The organism is Phycicoccus duodecadis (assembly GCF_002846495.1).
Lineage (GTDB): Bacteria > Actinomycetota > Actinomycetes > Actinomycetales > Dermatophilaceae > Phycicoccus > Phycicoccus duodecadis.
The window spans coordinates 1,920,828-1,938,830 of record NZ_PJNE01000001.1 but is presented as its reverse complement, the minus strand read 5'-3'; the positions used below and the strand labels follow the sequence as shown (position 1 = coordinate 1,938,830).

Below are 18,003 nucleotides of genomic sequence, written 5' to 3'. Positions count from 1 at the left end.
TCAACCAAGCCTGCACCCCGGCGGCGAGCACCGGGACGGACGGCCCCGCCCGGTCCCCCACACCGCCCCGGCCACAGGGCAGGATCGGGGGCGTGTCCGTCCCCCGCCCCCCGGCACCCGAGCCCGGGCCACGACGCGCCCGCTCGCGTCGGCTCGTCGACTCCGCGCGCCGGGTCGGCCGGGGCGGGGCGACCTCGGTGCGTGCCGTCGGGCGCGGCGGCGCGGCCTCCGCCCGGGTCGTCGGCCGCGGGGGCCGGATGGCCGGCGACCGCTTCCGGCGCTTCGCCGCCGCCGACGGGGCGGGCGACACCGGCCTGGCGCGTCTCACCGAGCTGCACGCGGTCAACACCGCGGGCGACGCCGCGGTCACGGTCGCCCTGGCGGGGACCGTCTTCGCGATGCCCACCGGCGAGGCGCGCGGGCAGGTGGCGCTCTTCCTGGTGCTGACCATGGCGCCGTTCGTCCTCCTGGCGCCGCTGGTCGGGCCGCTCCTCGACCGGTTCCGGCACGGGCGGCGCTGGGCCCTCGGCACCACCCTGGCCGTGCGCGGCTTCCTCGCCTGGGTGCTGGCCTCGGCCGTCGTCGACGACAGCGTGTGGCTCTTCCCCGCCGCCCTCGGCTGCCTCGTCGCGTCCCGGTCGTACACGGTGGCCCGGGCCGCCGCGGTCCCTCGCCTGCTCCCGGCCGGGATCGGCTTCGTCAGCGCCAACTCGCGCCTCAACCTCGCCGGCATCGTCGGGATGGTGATCGGTGGGGGCCTCGCCGGGGCGGCCTCGCGGATCGGGCCCGACTGGTCGCTGCGGGTCGCCTTCGTCGTGTTCGTGGTGGCCACCGTGATGTCCATCCGGCTGCCGGCCCGGGTCGACTCGCCCCTCGGGGAGGTCGACGTCGACGGCACCCCCGCCGGGCACGAGCCGCTCGACGAGCCCCAGCGCGGGATGCGCCGGCTGCGGGCGCTGCCGGTGCCGGTGCGCTACGTGCTGTGGCTGACCACGGGCTCGCGCCTCCTCAGCGGCTTCCTGACCCTGTTCCTGACCTTCCTGATGCGCGAGCACCCGCTCCCGGGCTGGAGCGGGCCGCTGGTCCTGGGGCTGGTCGTCGCCGCGGCCGGGGTCGGCAACGCCCTGGGCTCGCTCGTCGGCAACCGCCGTGAGACCCCGGCCCCCGAGGCGATGGCCACCGTCATCGCCGTCGTGGCCCTGGCCGTGTCCGTCGTCACGGCGCTGCTGTACTCGGTGTGGGCGCTGGTGCTGCTGGGCCTGGCCGCCGGCGTCTACGCCCAGCTGGCCAAGCTCTGCCTCGACGCCCTGGTGCAGCGCGACGTCGCCGACGTGGTGCGGGCCCGGGTGTTCTCGTGGTCCGAGACCATCCTCCAGGCGTTCTGGGTGCTGGGCGGGGCGGTCGGCATCCTGGTGCCACTGCGGCCCGCCCCCGGGTTCTGGGCGGTCACGGCGCTGGTCCTGGTCACCGGCGCCCTGGCCGTGCGCTCGCGGCGGGTGGGCGCCGGGGCGAGCGCCCGGGTCGCGTGACCGGCCCGGAGCCACCCCCCGTCGACGGCCCGGCGGCCACCCGGCTGCGGGTCGTCGGGGCCCTGTTCACGCTGCTGCTCGTCGCGTCGGTCGTCGTCGTGGTCGTCGGGGGCGACCTCGAGGGGGTGCGCGCCTTCGTGGCCGGCACCGGGGCCTGGGGGCCGGTCACGTACATCGGGGTGCACGTCGTGCTGACCCTGCTGCCCGTACCCAAGAACCTGCTGGCCGGCATCGCGGGAGCGCTGTTCGGGGTGGCGGGCGGCGTGGTGCTGGGCTGGGTCGGCGCGATGCTGAGCGCCGTGGTCGCCTTCGCCCTCGCCCGCCGGCTGGGGCAGTCGGCGGTGGCCGGGCTCAGCGGCCGCCGGGTCGTGCGCGTGCAGCGTCTCCTGCGCGAACAGGGGCTGCTCACGATGCTGGTGGCCCGGCTCACGCCCTTCGTGCCGTTCACGGTCGTCAACTACGCCGCCGGGGTGGGCCCCACCTCGCGTCGCGACTACCTCGTCGGCACCGCCGTCGGCATCCTGCCCGGCACCGTGGCCTACGTGGTGGTCGGCGCCTCGGCCGGGCGCGACACCACCACCATCGCGCTCGCCGGCGGGGCGGGGGTGGTCCTGCTGCTGCTCACCGTCCTGGCGGGGCGCCGGCTCCGGCGCGGCGGCCCCGACCGGGAGGAGCGCGGCCCGCGATGAGCCCCGGCACGTGCACGGGGCCCGGTCGCGGGGTACGGGGCGGGTGAGCGCCGGCCCCCCGCCGGCCCCGACCTCCCGAGGAGCGCACCCCCCGTGACCCGATTCGGCTTCACCCTGATGACCGAGCAGAACGGCCCCAAGGAGCTCGTCGACGCCGCCGTGCGCGCCGAGGGCGCGGGGTTCGACCTGCTCGTCTCGAGCGACCACTACTCGCCGTGGCTCACCGAGCAGGGCCACGCGCCGTACGCCTGGACGGTGCTGGGCGCGGTCGCCCAGATGACCGAGCGCGTCGAGCTCGCCACCTACGTGACCTGCCCGACCATCCGCTACCACCCCGCCGTCGTGGCCCAGAAGGCCGCGACCCTGCAGATCCTCGCCGACGGCCGCTTCACCCTGGGCCTCGGCGCCGGCGAGAACCTCAACGAGCACGTGGTCGGGCAGGGCTGGCCGTCGGTGGCGCGGCGCCAGGACATGCTGGCCGAGGCGGTCGAGATCATCCGGGCGCTGCACACCGGCGAGCTCGTCACCTACCGCGGTGAGCACTTCGACGTCGACTCCGCCCGCATCTGGGACGTGCCCGAGCAGGGGGTCCCCATCGGCGTCGCGGTCAGCGGGCGCGCCGGCATCGCGCGCTTCGGCCCGCTGGCCGACCACCTCATCTCCACCGAGCCCGAGGCCGAGATCGTGCAGCAGTGGAACGAGCTGGCCGGCTCGACCATCGGTGCGGGCGCGCGCGCCATCGGCCAGCTGCCGATCTGCTGGGACCCCTCGGAGGCGGCGGCCGTCACCCGGGCACACGAGCAGTTCCGCTGGTTCGGCGGCGGCTGGAAGGTCAACGCCGACCTCCCGACGCCGGCGGGGTTCAGTGGCGCCGCCCAGTTCGTGCGCGAGGAGGACGTGGCCGCATCCATCCCGTGCGGCCCCGACCTCGACGCCGTGGTCGAGGCCGTCCGCCCGTTCTGGGAGGCGGGGTTCACGGACGTCGCGCTGGTGCAGGTCGGCGGCGAGCACCAGCGGCGGTTCCTCGACGAGGCCGCCCCCGACCTGCTCGAGAAGCTGCGCGCGGCCGCCCCGGCCGGCGCGGCCTGACCCCGGTCAGTGCGCGGCGGCCGCGGACCGCTCGTCCCGGCCGCCGCGGGCCCGGTGCACGGCGGTGACCACCGCCACGACCACGGCCCCCACGACGCCGCCCGCCACGGCTGAGCCCAGCGTGTTGGTGAGCCACCCCAGCACCCCGCCCAGCGGGCCCGTGGCGTCGTGGACCAGCTCCTCGAGGTGGTGCACGAGGTCGTACGGCGCGGGCCACCCCAGCTCGTCGGCGCCCACCAGCAGGATGTGGCCGCCGACCCAGAGCATCGCCACGATGCCCACCGTCGACAGCACCGCCAGCAGCTTCGGCATCCCGGTCACGAGTCCCTGCCCCAGCCGGCGCACCGCGCCCGAGCCGCCGGTCTCGGCCAGGTGCAGCCCGATGTCGTCCATCTTCACGATGAGCCCCACCACCCCGTAGACCAGCAGGGTGATGAGGACCGCCACCACCAGCAGGATGACCGCGCGCGCCCAGAAGCCCTCGGAGGCGACCTCGTTCAGCGCGATGACCATGATCTCGGCCGACAGGATGAAGTCGGTGCGGATGGCCCCCGCCACCATCGCCTTCTCGTGCTCGGGCCCCACCGCGGCGGCCGGCTCGTCGGCGTCCTCGTGGTGGGCGAGCCTCTCCCAGATCTTCTCGGCCCCCTCGAAGCACAGGTACGTGCCGCCCACCATCAGGATCGGGGTGAGCGCCCACGGCAGGAACTGGCTGAGCAGCAGGGCGACCGGGAGGATGACCAGGATCTTGTTGCGCAGCGACCCCAGCGCGATCCTGCGGATGATGGGCAGCTCACGGTCGGCGGTGAAGCCGTGCACGTAGCGGGGCGTGACGGCCGTGTCGTCGACCACGACCCCCGCGGCCTTGACGCTCGCCCGCCCTGCGGCGGCCCCCACGTCGTCGATGGAGGCGGCCGCCAGCTTGGCCAGCACCGCCACGTCGTCGAGCAGCGCGACGAGTCCTCCGGCCACGGCCGTGTCCTTCCCTCGGGGGGTCGCCGACCTGTCCTCGGCGTCTCCTCGCCCCGAACGCTAACCGCCCGCGGGGGTGGAGGGCACGTCCTGCCGGGCGCCCCCGCGGTCCGAGGTCGTGCCGTCGGCCGACTCGGGGTCGTCCGTTCGGCGCGGATGTTCCCGCGCGCCCTGACAACCGGTGCGGCCTCGCCCGAGACTGAGCGCATGACCATCGCAGCTGCCGCCGGGCTACCGACAGCCGTCCGGGTGCGGACGCCCGAGCACCAGCAGGCGATGGACCGCGTCACCGAGCTGATCCTGCGCGCCCAGACGCCGGGGGCCACGACGTCCGAGGAACGCCACGGGATCGTCCAGGAGGCCCATGCGCACGGGTGGGCCGACGTCGTGATGGTCGGGGAGTACGTGGCCGTGCTGGCCGCGCGCTACGACAAGTCGCTCGACGGGCGCGACCACCTGCGCGCCCTGCTCGAACGGGCCCGCGAGGACGACGACGAGGTCTGGGAGGCCCTCGCCCTGGCCATGGGCGCCACCGACGCCGTGCCCGACCCCCGGCCCCGGCTCGACGCCGACCGCGACCTGGCTCGGGCCACCGTGCTCCTCGAGACCGCCAACCGGCACCACGAGTTCCTCGCCTCCGCCCACGGGCAGTGCGCCACCGCCTACCTCGCCCGCGACATGTGGGGACTCGCCCTCGAGCACACCGCGGCGGCCGAGGCCTGCCACCTCCAGGCCCGCCACGACGCGTGGCGGCTCGCGACGGCGATGTACAACCGCGCCGAGATCCAGCTGCGCCGCCTGTGCGCGCTGCGCCAGACCGGCGACCGGCCCGCGCTGCGGGACGAGGGCGAGGCTGCCCGCAGCGCCGCGCAGCGCGTCCCGCTCTCGCTGCTGCCCGAGAGCTGGGCCCTGGACCTGCACATCTTCGAGAACCTGGTCGACGCCATCGTGCCGCCGGTCGACTCCTCCCCCCGGCCGCTGGCCGAGCAGGAGGACGCCGAGTTCGCCGCGTACGTCGACCTCTCCCGCGCCTTCTCCGATCCCGACCCCACGGAGGCGCGCCGCCACCTGGCTCGCGCCCTCGAGGGCATCGACCCCGACCGCGAGCCCGAGTTCCACCTCCTGGCCCTCACCCTCGACGCCGAGCTCGAGGCGGCCCAGCTGGGTCACCCCACGGCCGGCCTGCGGCTCGGGCGCGAGCTGTCCCTGCGCCGCCACCAGGCCCGCGCCGACGCCGTCGAGGCGATGCGCTCGCTCATCCGGCACGAGCAGATGGTCGCCGAGCACGCCCGGCTCCGGGTCGCCGCCGAGTTCGACGAGCTCACCGGCGTGGCCAACCGCCGCGGGCTCGCCGGTCACCTCGACATGCTCGCCGAGCACGAGCGCGTCGAGGTGACCCTCGTCCTGGTCGACCTCGACCACTTCAAGGAGGTCAACGACACCCACGGCCACGAGATCGGCGACGAGGTCCTGGTGCGGGTCGCATCCGCCCTCCGCTCGGTCGTGCGCGAGACCGACCTGGTGGTGCGCTGGGGCGGCGACGAGTTCCTGCTCCTCCTCGACACCGACGACCTCGACGCCGCCACCCGCCGGTGCGCGGTGCTGGTCGAGAACATCCGTCTCGAACACTGGGACGAGCTGGCCCCCGCTCTCTCGGTGACGGTCAGCATCGGCCTGGCCGTCGGCAAGGTCGCCGACCTCGACGGCCTGCGCGAGGCGGCCGACCAGGCGCTCTACCGGGCCAAGCAGCGCGGGCGCGACGGCGTGGCCGTCTGACCGCTCAGCGGGGGGCGGGCAGCGCGGCCACGGCCGCGACGTCGTCCAGCAGCTCGTCGAGGGTCGCGTAGCGGCGCTCCCGCGGCAGCCGCGACAGCCGGCAGGCCAGCCGCGTGGGCTCGTGCCGGGCGAGGCAGGCGGCGATGAGGTCGTCCTGGCTCGCCGGGAACGGGTGGTCCTGCAGCGCGTGGCGCAGGTCGGCCAGGTCGGCCGCGAGCGCCACGTCGGCGCTCACGTCGCCGGTCCCCCGGGTGTCGTCCACCATCGTCATCGCCGGACCTCCTCGTCCGTCCCCACCCCGGAACCCGGAGCGATCGAGACGTTACCCCCGTGACCGGTCCGGGAAACGCGGAAGGCGCAGATCCGCAGGTCAGCCCACCCTCGGCACCCACACGGCCGGGTGGCCTGCGAGCCCCGGAATGCCTCACCGCCGCCGCGCCTTGTCCCTTGCATGCGCGCTGCCACCTACGAGTCCTACGGTTCCCCCGACACCCTCGCCGTCCGTGACGTGCCCGACCCGAAGGTGGGGCCCGGCGAGGCCCTGGTCGAGGTCCGCCGTGCCGGGGTCAACCCCGTCGACTGGAAGCTGATGTCCGGCGGCCTCGACGGGATGATGGAGGTCACCTTCCCCGTCGTCCCCGGGTGGGACGTGGCCGGTGTCGTGCGGGCCGTCGGTCCCGACACCCCCGAGGTCGCGGTCGGCGACGAGGTCATGGCCTACGCCCGCAAGGACTGGGTGCACGGCGGGACCTTCGCCGAGCTCGTCACCGTCCCGGCGCGGGCCCTCGCCCACAAGCCCGCCGGGCTGGGCTGGGACGAGGCGGGCGGCCTCCCGCTGGCCGGCCTCACCGCCCTGCGCACCCTGCGCCGGCTCGAGGTCGGCCCGGGCGACACGGTGCTGGTGCACGCGGCGGCCGGCGGGGTCGGCCTCCTGGCCGTCCAGATCGCGCGCGAGCTGGGTGCCACCACCGTGGTCGGCACCGCGTCGGAGGGCAACCACGAGCACCTGCGCGAGCTCGGGGCCACCCCGGTCAGCTACGGCGCGGGCCTCGCCGACCGGGTGCGTGAGATCGCCCCCGACGGCGTCGACGCGGTGGCCGACTTCGTGGGCGGCGTCCTCGACGACACCCTCGCGGTGCTGCGCGAGGGCGGCCGGCACGCCTCCATCACCGACCCGTCGGTCACCGAGCACGGCGGTTCCTGGATCTGGGTGCGCCCCGACGGCGAGGAGCTGCAGTGGCTGGCCGACCGCGCCGCCGACGGCCGCCTGGTGGTCGACGTGGCGGGGACCTACGGCCTCGACGAGGTGGCGCGCGCCTTCGCGCGCAGCCAGCAGGGCCACGTCAGCGGCAAGCTCGTCATCGCCGTCGGCGACTGACCCCGTCACCCGGCCCCGACGCGGCGAGGGCCCGCGCGCCCGATCAGTTCGTGAGCGCCGAGACCCCCGCCCGTCGGGGCCGCGCGGTACGGTCGTGAACGACACCGGCGTGACCCGGGGTCGAGATGGTTCAGCAGCGTGCCATCCGTTCTTTCCAAGAATCGGAGGCATCACGTGTCCGTCATCCCGTCTTCACTCCCGTCGGCCTGGGCCGTTGGTGACACCGACGTCGAGACCCTCCTGAGCGAGCTCGACGCGACCGCCGACCCCGCCGAGCGGGCCTCCCTCACCGAGGCCGTGGTCCGCGCCACCCTTCCCTTGGCCGACAGCCTGGCCTCGCGCTACGTGGGGCGCGGCATCGACAGCGAGGACCTCGTGCAGGTCGCCCGGACCGCCCTCGTGGTGGCCGTGGGCCGCTACCGCCCCGGCGCCGGTCGCGGCTTCGCGGCCTTCGCGGTCCCCACCATCCGGGGTGAGCTCAAGCGCCACTTCCGCGACGCCGGCTGGGTCGTGCGCCCGCCGCGGGGCCTTCAGGAGCTGCGGGCCCAGGTCGTCCGCGCCGAGGAGGACCTGCGCCACGTGCACGGCCGCGACGCCACCGCGGCCGAGGTCGCGGCGCTCGTCGGCTGCACCGCCAAGGACGTCGACGACGCCCGCGGCTGTGCCTCGGCGTTCGCTCCCGGCTCGCTCGACGCGCCCACGGCGTTCGGCGGCACCACCGGCGACCTCCTGGCCGACCCCTGGAACCTCGCCGACAGCATCGAGCTGCGCTCGGCGGTCCGGGCCGAGATCGCGCGGCTGACCCCGCGCGAGCGCCTCATCCTGCGGCTGCGCTTCGTCGAGGAGCGCACCCAGAGCGAGATCGGTGAGGCCGTGGGCGTCAGCCAGATGCAGGTCTCGCGGCTGCTCAGCGGAGTCCTGCGCCGGCTGCGCGACGGGCTCGACCCGGCCACCGCCGCCTGAGAGACGTCCTTCGCCCCGCACCGGCCCACCTCTGCCGCAGGGGTGGTCGCGGCAGGTAGCGTCGCGCCATGCGTGTGCTGCGGCGTGTGGTCGTCGTCCTCCTGGTGCTGGTCGTCGCGGCGGCCGTGGGGGGCTACTGGTACGCCCGGCCGCTCATCGCCACCGGCACCGGGTACGCCGCCCACAACGCCTGTGCGGTCACCTTCGTCGCCGGGCGCGACGACCCCGAGGCCGACCTGCCGCCCAACCCGCTGGTGCCCTACCTCACCGGCTACGTCAACCGGGCCGGCCGCTCGGTCACGTCGGCCGCGCTGTGGGTCCTGTCGAAGCAGAAGGCCTGGTACACCCCCGGCTACGGCTGCACGGTGGGAGCGGAGCGCCCGGCCGGACCGGGCCGCGCGACCAAGGTCGAGAGCGACCCCAACCCGCTCTCGGACGCGCCCGCGCCAGCCGCCGACCCGGCCGTCGACGCCCTGGTGGCGAAGGCGTTCGGCGACGACCGCACGGCCGAGGCGCGCCGAGCCCTCGGTACCCGCGGTGTGGTGGTCCTGCGTGACGGCCGGCTCGTGGCCGAGCGCTACGCACCCGGGTTCGACGCCGCGACCCCGCAGCTCGGCTGGTCGATGAGCAAGAGCGTCACGAACCTGATGCTGGGGCGCTTCGTGCTGACCCGGGGCATCTCGGTCGACGAGAAGGGCCTGCGCCCCGAGTGGACCGACGAGCGTCGCGACATCACCCTCGACCAGCTGATGCGGATGACGAGCGGGCTGTCCTGGAACGAGACCTACGACCTCGGGACGCCCATCACGCAGATGCTCTACGCGGAGCCCGACATGGCGAAGTACGCCGCGAGCCGCCCGCTGGCCCACCAGCCGGGGACCTACCAGCAGTACTCCAGCGGCTCGCCGAACATCCTCTGCTCGTGGCTCACCGGGCTGGCCGACGTGCCCGACACCGACTTCCCCCGCACGACCCTCTTCGCCCCGCTCGGGCTGTCGTCGGCGGTCTGGGAGCCGGACGCGTCCGGCCGGCCGGTGTGCAGCTCCTACCTCTGGGCCACCCCGCGCGACTGGGCCGCCATCGGCCAGTTCGCGCTCCAGGACGGCGTGTGGAACGGCAAGCGGCTGCTGCCGGAGGGCTGGATGAAGACCTCCACGACGGCCGAGCCCGTCGCGCGCAGCGAGGAGAAGGGCTACGCGGCGGGCTGGTGGGTCAACCGGCAGGCCGACGGGTCGCTGGTCGACCCCTCGCTGCCGGCCGACGCCTACTGGGCCAGCGGCCACGACGGCCAGCGGCTCTACGTCGTGCCGTCGGCCGGGCTGGTCGTCGTGCGCCTGGGGTTCTCGCCCACCGTGGCCGAGTCGCGGCTGGGCACGGACGAGCTGGTGCGCGACCTCGTCGCCCTGGGCCCCGCGACCGGCTGAGCAACGGCCCGGCGGCGCCGCCGGAGCACCGGTCAGAGCGCCGAGGTCACCTCTACGGGGGAGTCGTCGGGCACGTCGCCGAACACCGGGACGCACGTGACCTCCCGGCTCGAGGAGGTGCTGTCGCCGGTGGCGGTGCACACCGTCTCGGCGTCCGCCCCACCCCCGGTGAAGCGCAGGGTGAAGAACACGGGCTGGTCGGGGCTGCCGGTGACCCGCATCCCCTCGATCGAGCGACCGACGGACCCGGCGTCGCCGAGTGACCATCCGTCCTCGACCCGGGCACCCCCCACCGGGAAGCCCTCACCGATGCGGACGGTGGTCGTCGTGCCCCCGTTCGGCAGGTCCGAGGGCAGCCCCGACGGAAGGGACGTGGGGAGGGAGGAGGGGAAGGACGAGCGGGCGTCGTCGACGGCCGAGGAGACGTTGCGCGCGAACAGCACCACGGCGACGACCGCCCCCACGACGAGCAGGAGCAGCAGGACAGCCACGGCGATCAGGCAGCCCTTGGCCCCGCCGCTCATGCCCGAGCGCTGCGGCGGCTGCCACGCGCCGGTCGTGCCGGCCTGCCCGTAGGGAGCGGCGGGCGCCGGCGCCAACGGGGCCACCTGGGGGTCACGGGTGTGGTCGGTCCACTGCTGCCCGTCCCACCACCGCTCGCGGCCGTCGGGTTGCGGGTGCCATCCCGGGGGTGCGCTCATGGCGTAATGCTCCCTCCCGCCACGGCGCCGGTCGCCGTGCCTGGGCCCAGGCTATGCCCGGCGGACCACCACGCGCGGAGCCTCCCGCAGGCTCTGGCCCACGACGCAGTACCGCTCGGTCGAGGTCGCGAGCCGCTCGAGGGCGGCGTCGTCGGCGTCGGTGGTGAGCGTGAAGGTCACCGTCACCGGCCCGACCCCCACGGGCGCCGACCGGTCGATGCCGAGCGTCCCGCGAGCGTCGAAGGTGCTCTCGGCCACGCCGTGGGCCTCCTCGACGGTCAGCCCCATCGACGTCGCGACACTGCGCAGCGTGACGCCGGCGCAGGCCAGCAGCGCCTCGAGCAGCATGTCACCGCTGCACGCGTCGGAGCCGTCACCGCCGGTCGCCGCGTGCAGCCCGGCCCGCACCGGGCCCGCGAAGCCGTCGACGGTGCACGTGACCCCGTCGTCGCGGAAGTCCGCGGTGGCGTCCAGCGGGGTCACGGCCGCGGCGGGGTCGGCGGTGTAGCGCTCGCGGAGCGGGGCCTGGAGGCGGCGGAGGTCGGTGCGGTCCATGCCCCCATCACACCAGCCCACCGCCGCGCGCGGGGCGGTGGCGGATGCGAGGATGGCCGCCGGAGGTGGTGCACCGTGTCGGACGTCGAGATCGTCGAGGACCAGCACGCATGGCTGGCCCGCATCGACGGGCACGTGGCCGGCGAGCTGGTGTGGCGCGAGAGCCACGACGGGTCCGCCGTCGTCCTCGTGCACACGCAGGTGGCCGAGGGCTTCGAGGGGCGCGGCGTCGGGGGCGCCCTCGTGCGGGCCGCCGTCGACCGGCTGGCCGCCGACGGGCGCACGGTCCGCCCCGACTGCCCCTTCGCCCGGGCGTGGCTCCAGCGTCACCCCGACCATCCGGTGCAGGTCCTCGACCGGGCCTGACGCCGCCGGGACGCGGGCTCACCGCGTGCCCGGGCCCGTCACCTCCGGAAGACGGCGTCGACGGCCGGGATGCGGGCACGGTACCCCGCGAGCAGCTCGCGGGCGACGGTGACGGAGTCGACCAGGGGGTGCAGCGCGAAGGCCTCGACCGCTCGCGTGGGCGACCCGGTGAGCGAGGCCTCGATGACCAGCCGGTCGACCGCCTTGACCTGCTGCACGAGCCCGAGGGGGTGCCCGGTGAGGGGCGCGGCCGGCAGCGGGTGCGGGCCGGAGGCGTCGACCGTGCAGGGCACCTCGACCACGGCGTCGTCGGGCAGCCCGACGACCGTGCCCCGGTTGCGCACGTTGAGGATCAGGGAGGCCGGCTCGCCCCGCGAGATCGCGGCCATGATGGCGAGCGCCACGCCCTCGTAGCCGCCGCCCTGCACGTCGTCGTCGGCCCGCTCCTCGTCCTCGCCGCGGGCCTCCTTCATGTAGGTGGCGTTGCGCTCGAGGCGGACCCGGTCCCACTCGGCCAGTGCGCCGGCGACGGCGCCCCCCGCCAGCCCGTCGTAGAACCCACGCTGCTGCGCCAGCAGGTACTCGCCCCGGGTGTGGTCGGCGGCGGTGATGGAGCGCACGGCGTCGCGGGTGAAGTAGTAGTAGTAGAGGTACTCGTTGGGCAGCATCCCCAGGGTGCGCACCCAGTCGAGGCCGAAGAGCTGCCCCTCCTCCATCGAGAGCAGGCGTGCGTCGTCGGCGAGCAGGTCGGGCAGCACGTCGCGCCCGTCGTGGTGCAGCCCGCGCAGCCAGCCGAGGTGGTTCAGCCCCACGTAGTCGACCACGGTCCGGTCGGGGTCGAGCCCCAGCGTGCGGGCCGCCCTGCGCGCGAGGGCGATCGGGCTGTCACAGATGCCGACCACGCGGTCGCCGAGGACGGCCTGCATGGCCTCGGTGATCATCCCGGCGGGGTTGGTGAAGTTGATGACCCAGGCGCCCGGCGCGACCGCCGCCACCCGCTCCGCCACGTGGCGGGCCACCGGCACCGTGCGCAGCCCGTAGGCGAGGCCGCCCGGGCCGGTGGTCTCCTGGCCCAGCAGCCCGAGGTCGAGGGCCACCCGCTCGTCGGCGGTGCGTCCCTCGAGACCCCCGACCCGGATGGCGGAGAAGACGAAGTCGGAGCCCTCGAGCGCGGTGTCGAGCTCGGTGGTCGTGTGGACGACGGGTGGGTCGTCGTGCCCCTGCGCCATCTCGGCCAGGACCCCCGAGATGGCGGCGAGACGAGCGGCGTCGACGTCGTGCAGCCAGACCTCGTCGACCCGGCGCGGGTGGGTGTCGGTGAGCAGCGCGCCGTACACCAGTGGGGTGCGGAAGCCGCCGCCCCCGAGCATCGCGAGCCTCATGCCAGGACCACCTCGGTGCCCGCGGCCCGGCAGGCCGCGAGGGTGGCGGGGTCGGCACCGTCGTTGGTCAGCAGGACGTCGACCGCCCCGGCCTCGCAGACCCGCAGCGACCCGGTGCCGGGGAGCTTGTGGCGGTCGACGAGCAGCACCGAGGTGCGCGCGGCCTGCAGCAGCGCGCGTTTGACCGGGACCTCGACGGCGGTGGTGTCGAGCACGGTGCCGTCGGGGCGCACGCCGCTGGCGCCGAGGAACACGTGGCTGCCGCCGACCTGGCGCACGGCGTCCTCGGTGAGCGAGCCCACCAGCGAGTGGTAGGTGCGCCGCACCACCCCACCGAGCAGGATGAGCTCGACGGCGTCGTCGTCGCGCAGCACGTCGAGCACGGCCAGGCTCGCGGTGACGACGGTGACGGGCCGGCCCCGCAGCTCGGCGGCGAGCAGCCTGGTGGTGGTGCCGATGTCGAGGACGACGCAGTCGCCGTCGTGCACCATCGCCGCGGCCCGTCGGGCGACGGCGTGCTTGTCGGCGGCGTGGGTGGCGGCCACCTCGGCGAAGCCGCGCACGGCGTCGGCGTCCCCCGCGGGCACCGCTCCCCCGTGGACCCGCCGCAGGGCACCGAGGCGCTCGAGCTCGATCAGGTCGCGGCGGGTGGTGGCGAGGCTGACCCCGCACAGGGCCGCGAGCTCGTCGGTCGTCGCCGTGCCCTGGGCATGGACACGACCGACGATCGAACGATGCCGGGCCACGCGCATGCCGCCACTGTAGCGATCAAATTTCGTCACGACGTGATCACGGATGACTTCTTCCGTGCACCGAACGGACGCCCGGACCCGTCATCGGGTGCATGCTGGCCGTCGTCACCGCCGCCCCGCCCCAGGAGCCCCCTGTGCCCTCGCAGCTCTTCGACCCCCTCGCCGCCGCGCGCACGCCCGGCGAGCCCGAGGTCGACGTGTTCGTCTGGGGGACGGTCTTCCTCGACATCATCATGACCGGCCTGGCGGCGCTGCCCGAGGGCGGCCAGGAGGTCTGGGCCGACGGCATGGGCTCGTGCCCCGGCGGAATCGCCAACCTCGCCGTCGCCGCCCGTCGGCTGGGGCTGCGCACCTCGCTGGCCGCGGCCTTCGGTGACGACGCCTACGGCGACTTCTGCTGGGAGACCCTGGCCGACGACGAGCACGTCGACCTCAGCCGCTCACGCCGCTTCGAGGGCTGGCACTCGCCCGTCACGGTGTCGATGGCGGTGGCGCGCGACCGCGGGATGGTCAGCCACGGACATCCGGCCCCGGTCGACGCCGACGCGCTCATCGGCGACCCGCCCCGGTCGCGGGCCGTGATCACCGAGCTCGCGCCCGACCGGCCGCTCACCGGGCTCGACGGCCCGACCTGGGTCGAGAAGTCCCGCGCCCAGGGCGCCCTGGTGTTCGCCGACGTCGGCTGGGACCCGTCGGGGCGCTGGCCGCGCGAGGTCCTCACCCAGCTGTCGGTCGTCGACGCCTTCCTGCCCAACGCCGTCGAGGCGATGGCCTACACCCGCACCCGCACCGCCAGCGAGGCGCTGTACGCCCTGGCCGACCTGGTCCCGCTGGCCGTGGTCACCAACGGCGAGGAGGGCGCCCTGGCCATCGACTCCCGCACCGGCGAGGAGGCCGTGGTCCCCGCCGTGCGCGTCGACGCCCTCGACCCCACCGGGGCCGGCGACGTGTTCGGCGCCGCGCTCGTGCTCGGCACGGTCGCCGGCTGGCCGCTCTCGCACCGGGTCTCGTTCGCGTCGCTGTGCTCGGCACTGGCCGTGCAGCACTTCGGAGGGTCCCTGGCCGCCCCGGGCTGGGGTGACATCGCCGACTGGTGGCACCACCTGCGCGACTCCGACAGCACCGACAGCTACCACCGCTCGCTGCGCCGGCGCTACGCCTTCCTCGACGACCTCGTCCCCGAGGTCCCCGTCGGGGCCGGGCGCCGAGCCACCGCCACCATCGCCCGCCACGTCGACGTCGAGGGGTACCCCTCCGACACCACGCTGAACCGAGGAGCACCCGCATGAGGAGAAGACCCACCACCCACCTGATCGCCGCCGGGATGCTCGGGGCCCTGGCCCTGACCGCCTGCACGCCGGGGTCCACCACCGGCACCGGCGCCACCGACCAGCCCTCGGGGGCGGTCGAGACCGACCCCGCGGCGATGGGCAAGGTCACCCTGACGGTCTGGGACCAGGAGGTGCGTGGCGGCCAGGCGGCGCAGATCGAGGAGCTCAACAAGGAGTTCCAGGCGAAGTACCCGAACATCACCCTCAAGCGGGTCACCCGGTCCTTCGACGACCTCAAGACGACCCTGGGGCTGGCGCTCTCGGGCAACAACCCGCCCGACGTCTTCCAGGCCAACAACGGCCGCCCCGACATGGGCAAGTTCGTCCAGGCCGGCCAGCTGCTCCCCCTGGACCGCTACGCCGAGGCCTACCGCTGGACCGAGCGCTACCCCGAGTCGGTGCGCAAGTACTCGAGCTACTCCAGCGACGGCAAGACCTTCGGCACCGGCAACCTCTACGGCCTGCCGCAGGTCGGCGAGGTCGTCGGCATCTACGCGAACAAGGCCGTCCTGGCCAAGGCCGGGATCACCGACATGCCCACCACCTGGGCCGACTTCGAGGCCAGCCTCGCGAAGGTCAAGACCGCCGGCCAGCTGCCCCTGGTCCTGGGCAACCTCGACAAGTGGCCCGCCATCCACGTCTTCGGCACGGTGCAGGCCCAGACCACCCCGGCCGAGGAGATCCGCACCCTCGGCTTCGGGCAGAAGGGTGGCAGCTGGACCACCCCCGAGAACCAGAAGGCCGCCCAGACCCTCGTCGACTGGGTGGACAAGGGGTACTTCTCGCCCGACGTCAACGGCCTCGGCTACGACCCGGCCTGGCAGCAGTTCAGCAAGGGCACCGGCGCCTACCTCATCGCGGGCACCTGGCTGCAGGCCGACCTCGGCAAGGCCATGGGCGACGACGTGACCTTCGTGCTGCCGCCCCCGGCCGGCAGCACCCCGGTCGCCACCGGCGGCACCGGCATCCCGTGGGCGGTCTCGAGCCGCACCAAGCACCCCGACGCCGCCGCCGCGTACATCGACTTCATCACCGACGAGCACGCGATGGCCGTGCTGGCGAAGACCGAGAACCTCCCGGTCGCCGACACCGCCGACCAGAAGGCCCCGAGCGCCCTCGGGCAGGACGTCTTCACGGCGTTCGGCACCGCGGTCAAGGACGACTCGCTCGTGCCGTACCTCGACTACGCGACGCCGACGATGTCCGACACCCTCGGCGCGGCCCTGCAGGACCTCCTCGCGAAGAAGGCCACACCGCAGCAGTTCCTCGACACCGTGCAGAAGGACTACGGCGACTTCGTCGCGCAGAACGGATGACGGACACGACGACGGCGGCGCGCAGCCGCCCGAGCGCCCCGGAGCGGGCCCGGCGCCGACGCGGCGGCGGGCCCCCCGGGGAGCCTCGCAACGTCGCCTGGCTCTACCTGCTGCCGGCCCTGCTGGTGTACGCCGCGTTCCTCCTCTACCCGCTCGGGCGGGCCGTCCAGATCTCGCTGTACGACTGGAACGGCAACACCCTCGCCACCTGGGCCGGGCTCGACAACTACGTCGAGGTGGTGGGCGACCCGGCGCTGCGGGCGTCGTTCGGTCACGCGCTCGTCCTGATCGTGTTCTACGCCGTGCTCCCGGTGCTGGTCGGCCTGGTCCTGGCGGCGATCCTCAGCCGGGCCGAGGTCCGCGGGCTGGCCTTCTTCCGCACCGTCGTCTTCCTCCCCCAGGTCGTGGCGATGGTCGTCATCGCCGTGGCCTGGCGCCGGATGTACGCCCCCGCCGGCAGCGTCAACGACCTGCTCGGCGCCATCGGGCTCGGCGGCCTGGCCCGCGGCTGGCTCGGCGACTACACCGCGGCCCTGCCGGCGGTCGGTCTCATCGGCACCTGGTTCGAGATCGGGCTGGTCACCGTGCTGCTGCTGGCCGGCACCGGCAAGATCGCGACCGAGCTCTACGAGGCGGCCCGCCTCGACGGGGCCGGCCCGGTGCGCGAGTTCCTCAGCATCACCCTGCCCGCCCTGCGCGGTGAGATCGCGGTCGCGCTGACCCTCACCGTCATCGCCGCGCTGCGGACCTTCGACCTGGTCTACGTCACGACCCGTGGCGGCCCCGGCACCTCCACCTCGGTGCCGTCGTACGAGGTCTACAACCGGGCCTTCCAGCAGGGCCGGGTGGGGTCGGCGGCCGCCATCGCCGTGGTGCTGACGATCCTCATCTTCGCGATCTCGTTCGGCATCACCCGCATCGCGGACCGGGACCGCTGATGCGCGTCTCCCGCGGCGAGACGGCCGTCAACTACGTGATCCTCGCGGCCTTCGCCCTGTTCGCGGTCTGGCCGGTGCTCACCGTGGTGGTCGCGGCCCTGGGCCCCGACGACGCCTCGGGCGCCACCGCCGGCGGCGGCGTCCTGGGCCTGCACCCCGAGAACTTCGTGACGGCCTGGGACCAGGGGCACTTCGGCAGCTACCTGCGCACCAGCGTCCTGGTGTCGGGCACCGTCGTGGTCGTCAGCGTCGTCCTGTCGCTGCTCGCCGGGTACGCCCTCGGCACGATGCGCTTCCGCGGCTCGACGGCCATGTTCTACCTGTTCCTCGTCGGCATCATGATGCCCAGCGAGGCCGTGCTGGTGCCGCTCTACTACGACCTGCGCGCCCTGCACCTGACCGACACCATCTGGGCCGTGCTGCTGCCGCAGATCGCGCAGTCGGTGGCGTTCGGGACCTTCTGGATGCGCGCCTGGTTCCGCTCGTCGAGCCGGGCGATCGTCGAGGCGGCGCGTCTCGACGGCGCCTCCACCTGGCGCATCCTGTGGCAGGTGCTGGTGCCGCTGGCGCGCCCGGCCGTCGTCACGCTGACGGTGCTCACCTTCATGTGGACCTGGAACGAGTTCCTGGTCCCCCTCGTCATGGTCGTGTCCGAGTCGCTGCGCACCGCCCCGCTCGGGCTGGCGTTCTTCCAGGGGCAGTACACCCAGGGCTTCACCCTGCTGGCGGCCGGCGCGTGCATCGTCGCCACCCCGGTGGTCGTGCTCTACCTGTTCCTGCAGCGCCACTTCATCGCCGGGATGCTCGAAGGAGCGGTCCGGGAGTGACGGGCGGCCACGGGC

18 protein-coding genes are annotated in these 18,003 nt (G+C 74.6%); 12 read left to right on the top strand and 6 right to left on the bottom strand.

Features of this window, described 5'->3' with window-relative positions; all coding sequences use genetic code 11:
- Positions 1 to 92 precede the first annotated feature (92 nt).
- The 3 genes from ATL31_RS09055 to ATL31_RS09045 all read left to right on the top strand — a co-directional run bounded on the left by ATL31_RS09055 (position 93) and on the right by ATL31_RS09045 (position 3,307).
- Entirely contained in the window at positions 93 to 1,529 is a 1,437-nt protein-coding gene (locus ATL31_RS09055; protein ID WP_245862174.1) for an MFS transporter, read from the top strand.
- On the top strand, positions 1,526 to 2,218 hold the full coding sequence (locus ATL31_RS09050; RefSeq protein WP_158239821.1) for a TVP38/TMEM64 family protein: 693 nt from the start codon (positions 1,526 to 1,528) through the stop codon (positions 2,216 to 2,218). Before ATL31_RS09055 ends, ATL31_RS09050 begins: the two co-directional genes overlap by 4 nt.
- A 93-nt stretch (positions 2,219 to 2,311) precedes the next feature.
- Entirely contained in the window at positions 2,312 to 3,307 is a 996-nt protein-coding gene (locus ATL31_RS09045; protein WP_101395477.1) for an LLM class F420-dependent oxidoreductase, read from the top strand.
- Between the two features lie 6 nt (positions 3,308 to 3,313).
- Here the strand turns inward: ATL31_RS09045 and ATL31_RS09040 are convergent, their stop codons facing one another.
- On the bottom strand, positions 3,314 to 4,279 hold the full coding sequence (locus tag ATL31_RS09040; protein ID WP_101395476.1) for a DUF808 domain-containing protein: 966 nt from the start codon (positions 4,277 to 4,279) through the stop codon (positions 3,314 to 3,316).
- A gap of 207 nt (positions 4,280 to 4,486) precedes the next feature.
- Between ATL31_RS09040 and ATL31_RS09035 the strand changes: the two genes are divergently transcribed.
- Positions 4,487 to 6,055, top strand: a complete 1,569-nt coding sequence (locus ATL31_RS09035) for a GGDEF domain-containing protein (protein WP_158239820.1) — start codon at positions 4,487 to 4,489, stop codon at positions 6,053 to 6,055.
- A 4-nt stretch (positions 6,056 to 6,059) separates the two neighbouring features.
- Here the strand turns inward: ATL31_RS09035 and ATL31_RS09030 are convergent, their stop codons facing one another.
- Entirely contained in the window at positions 6,060 to 6,326 is a 267-nt protein-coding gene (locus ATL31_RS09030) for a DUF2795 domain-containing protein (RefSeq protein ID WP_101395474.1), read from the bottom strand.
- Between the two features lie 180 nt (positions 6,327 to 6,506).
- On the opposite strand from ATL31_RS09030, the gene ATL31_RS09025 reads away from it, so the two are divergent.
- The 3 genes from ATL31_RS09025 (at position 6,507) to ATL31_RS09015 (ending at position 9,820) form a co-directional block, all read left to right on the top strand.
- Positions 6,507 to 7,433 (top strand): NADP-dependent oxidoreductase, encoded by a 927-nt coding sequence (locus ATL31_RS09025; protein ID WP_101395473.1) that lies wholly within the window; start codon positions 6,507 to 6,509, stop codon positions 7,431 to 7,433.
- Positions 7,434 to 7,607: 174 nt separating this feature from the next.
- Entirely contained in the window at positions 7,608 to 8,396 is a 789-nt protein-coding gene (locus tag ATL31_RS09020; protein ID WP_158239819.1) for a sigma-70 family RNA polymerase sigma factor, read from the top strand.
- A gap of 68 nt (positions 8,397 to 8,464) precedes the next feature.
- Entirely contained in the window at positions 8,465 to 9,820 is a 1,356-nt protein-coding gene (locus ATL31_RS09015; RefSeq protein WP_101395471.1) for a serine hydrolase domain-containing protein, read from the top strand.
- Positions 9,821 to 9,852: 32 nt separating this feature from the next.
- Here ATL31_RS09015 and ATL31_RS09010 read toward each other — a convergent pair whose 3' ends face one another.
- Complete coding sequence (locus ATL31_RS09010; RefSeq protein WP_101395470.1) at positions 9,853 to 10,521, bottom strand: DUF2510 domain-containing protein; 669 nt, start codon at positions 10,519 to 10,521, stop codon at positions 9,853 to 9,855.
- Between the two features lie 51 nt (positions 10,522 to 10,572).
- Positions 10,573 to 11,076, bottom strand: a complete 504-nt coding sequence (locus tag ATL31_RS09005; RefSeq protein WP_101395469.1) for an OsmC family protein — start codon at positions 11,074 to 11,076, stop codon at positions 10,573 to 10,575.
- Positions 11,077 to 11,151: 75 nt separating this feature from the next.
- Between ATL31_RS09005 and ATL31_RS09000 the strand changes: the two genes are divergently transcribed.
- Positions 11,152 to 11,442, top strand: coding sequence for a GNAT family N-acetyltransferase (locus tag ATL31_RS09000; RefSeq protein ID WP_101395468.1), 291 nt, complete (start codon positions 11,152 to 11,154; stop codon positions 11,440 to 11,442).
- A 38-nt stretch (positions 11,443 to 11,480) separates the two neighbouring features.
- Here the strand turns inward: ATL31_RS09000 and ATL31_RS08995 are convergent, their stop codons facing one another.
- Together ATL31_RS08995 and ATL31_RS08990 are read right to left on the bottom strand one after the other, a co-directional pair.
- Positions 11,481 to 12,824, bottom strand: coding sequence for a 6-phospho-beta-glucosidase (locus ATL31_RS08995; protein WP_101395467.1), 1,344 nt, complete (start codon positions 12,822 to 12,824; stop codon positions 11,481 to 11,483).
- Positions 12,821 to 13,576, bottom strand: coding sequence for a DeoR/GlpR family DNA-binding transcription regulator (locus ATL31_RS08990; protein WP_101395466.1), 756 nt, complete (start codon positions 13,574 to 13,576; stop codon positions 12,821 to 12,823). Before ATL31_RS08990 ends, ATL31_RS08995 begins: the two co-directional genes overlap by 4 nt.
- Before the next feature lie 92 nt (positions 13,577 to 13,668).
- Here ATL31_RS08990 and ATL31_RS08985 point away from each other — a divergent pair, with 92 nt between their 5' ends.
- From ATL31_RS08985 to ATL31_RS08970, 4 genes are read left to right on the top strand one after another with little or no spacing between them, the layout of a single operon-like run.
- Positions 13,669 to 14,865 carry a PfkB family carbohydrate kinase gene (locus ATL31_RS08985; protein ID WP_101395465.1) on the top strand — a complete coding sequence of 399 codons (1,197 nt, stop codon included), beginning with the start codon at positions 13,669 to 13,671 and terminating at the stop codon, positions 14,863 to 14,865.
- Positions 14,862 to 16,223 carry an extracellular solute-binding protein gene (locus ATL31_RS08980; protein ID WP_101395464.1) on the top strand — a complete coding sequence of 454 codons (1,362 nt, stop codon included), beginning with the start codon at positions 14,862 to 14,864 and terminating at the stop codon, positions 16,221 to 16,223. Before ATL31_RS08985 ends, ATL31_RS08980 begins: the two co-directional genes overlap by 4 nt.
- Entirely contained in the window at positions 16,220 to 17,161 is a 942-nt protein-coding gene (locus ATL31_RS08975; RefSeq protein ID WP_101395463.1) for a carbohydrate ABC transporter permease, read from the top strand. The genes ATL31_RS08980 and ATL31_RS08975 overlap by 4 nt, the downstream gene beginning before the upstream one ends.
- On the top strand, positions 17,161 to 17,988 hold the full coding sequence (locus tag ATL31_RS08970) for a carbohydrate ABC transporter permease (RefSeq protein WP_101395462.1): 828 nt from the start codon (positions 17,161 to 17,163) through the stop codon (positions 17,986 to 17,988). Before ATL31_RS08975 ends, ATL31_RS08970 begins: the two co-directional genes overlap by 1 nt.
- Positions 17,989 to 18,003: the final 15 nt, after the last annotated feature.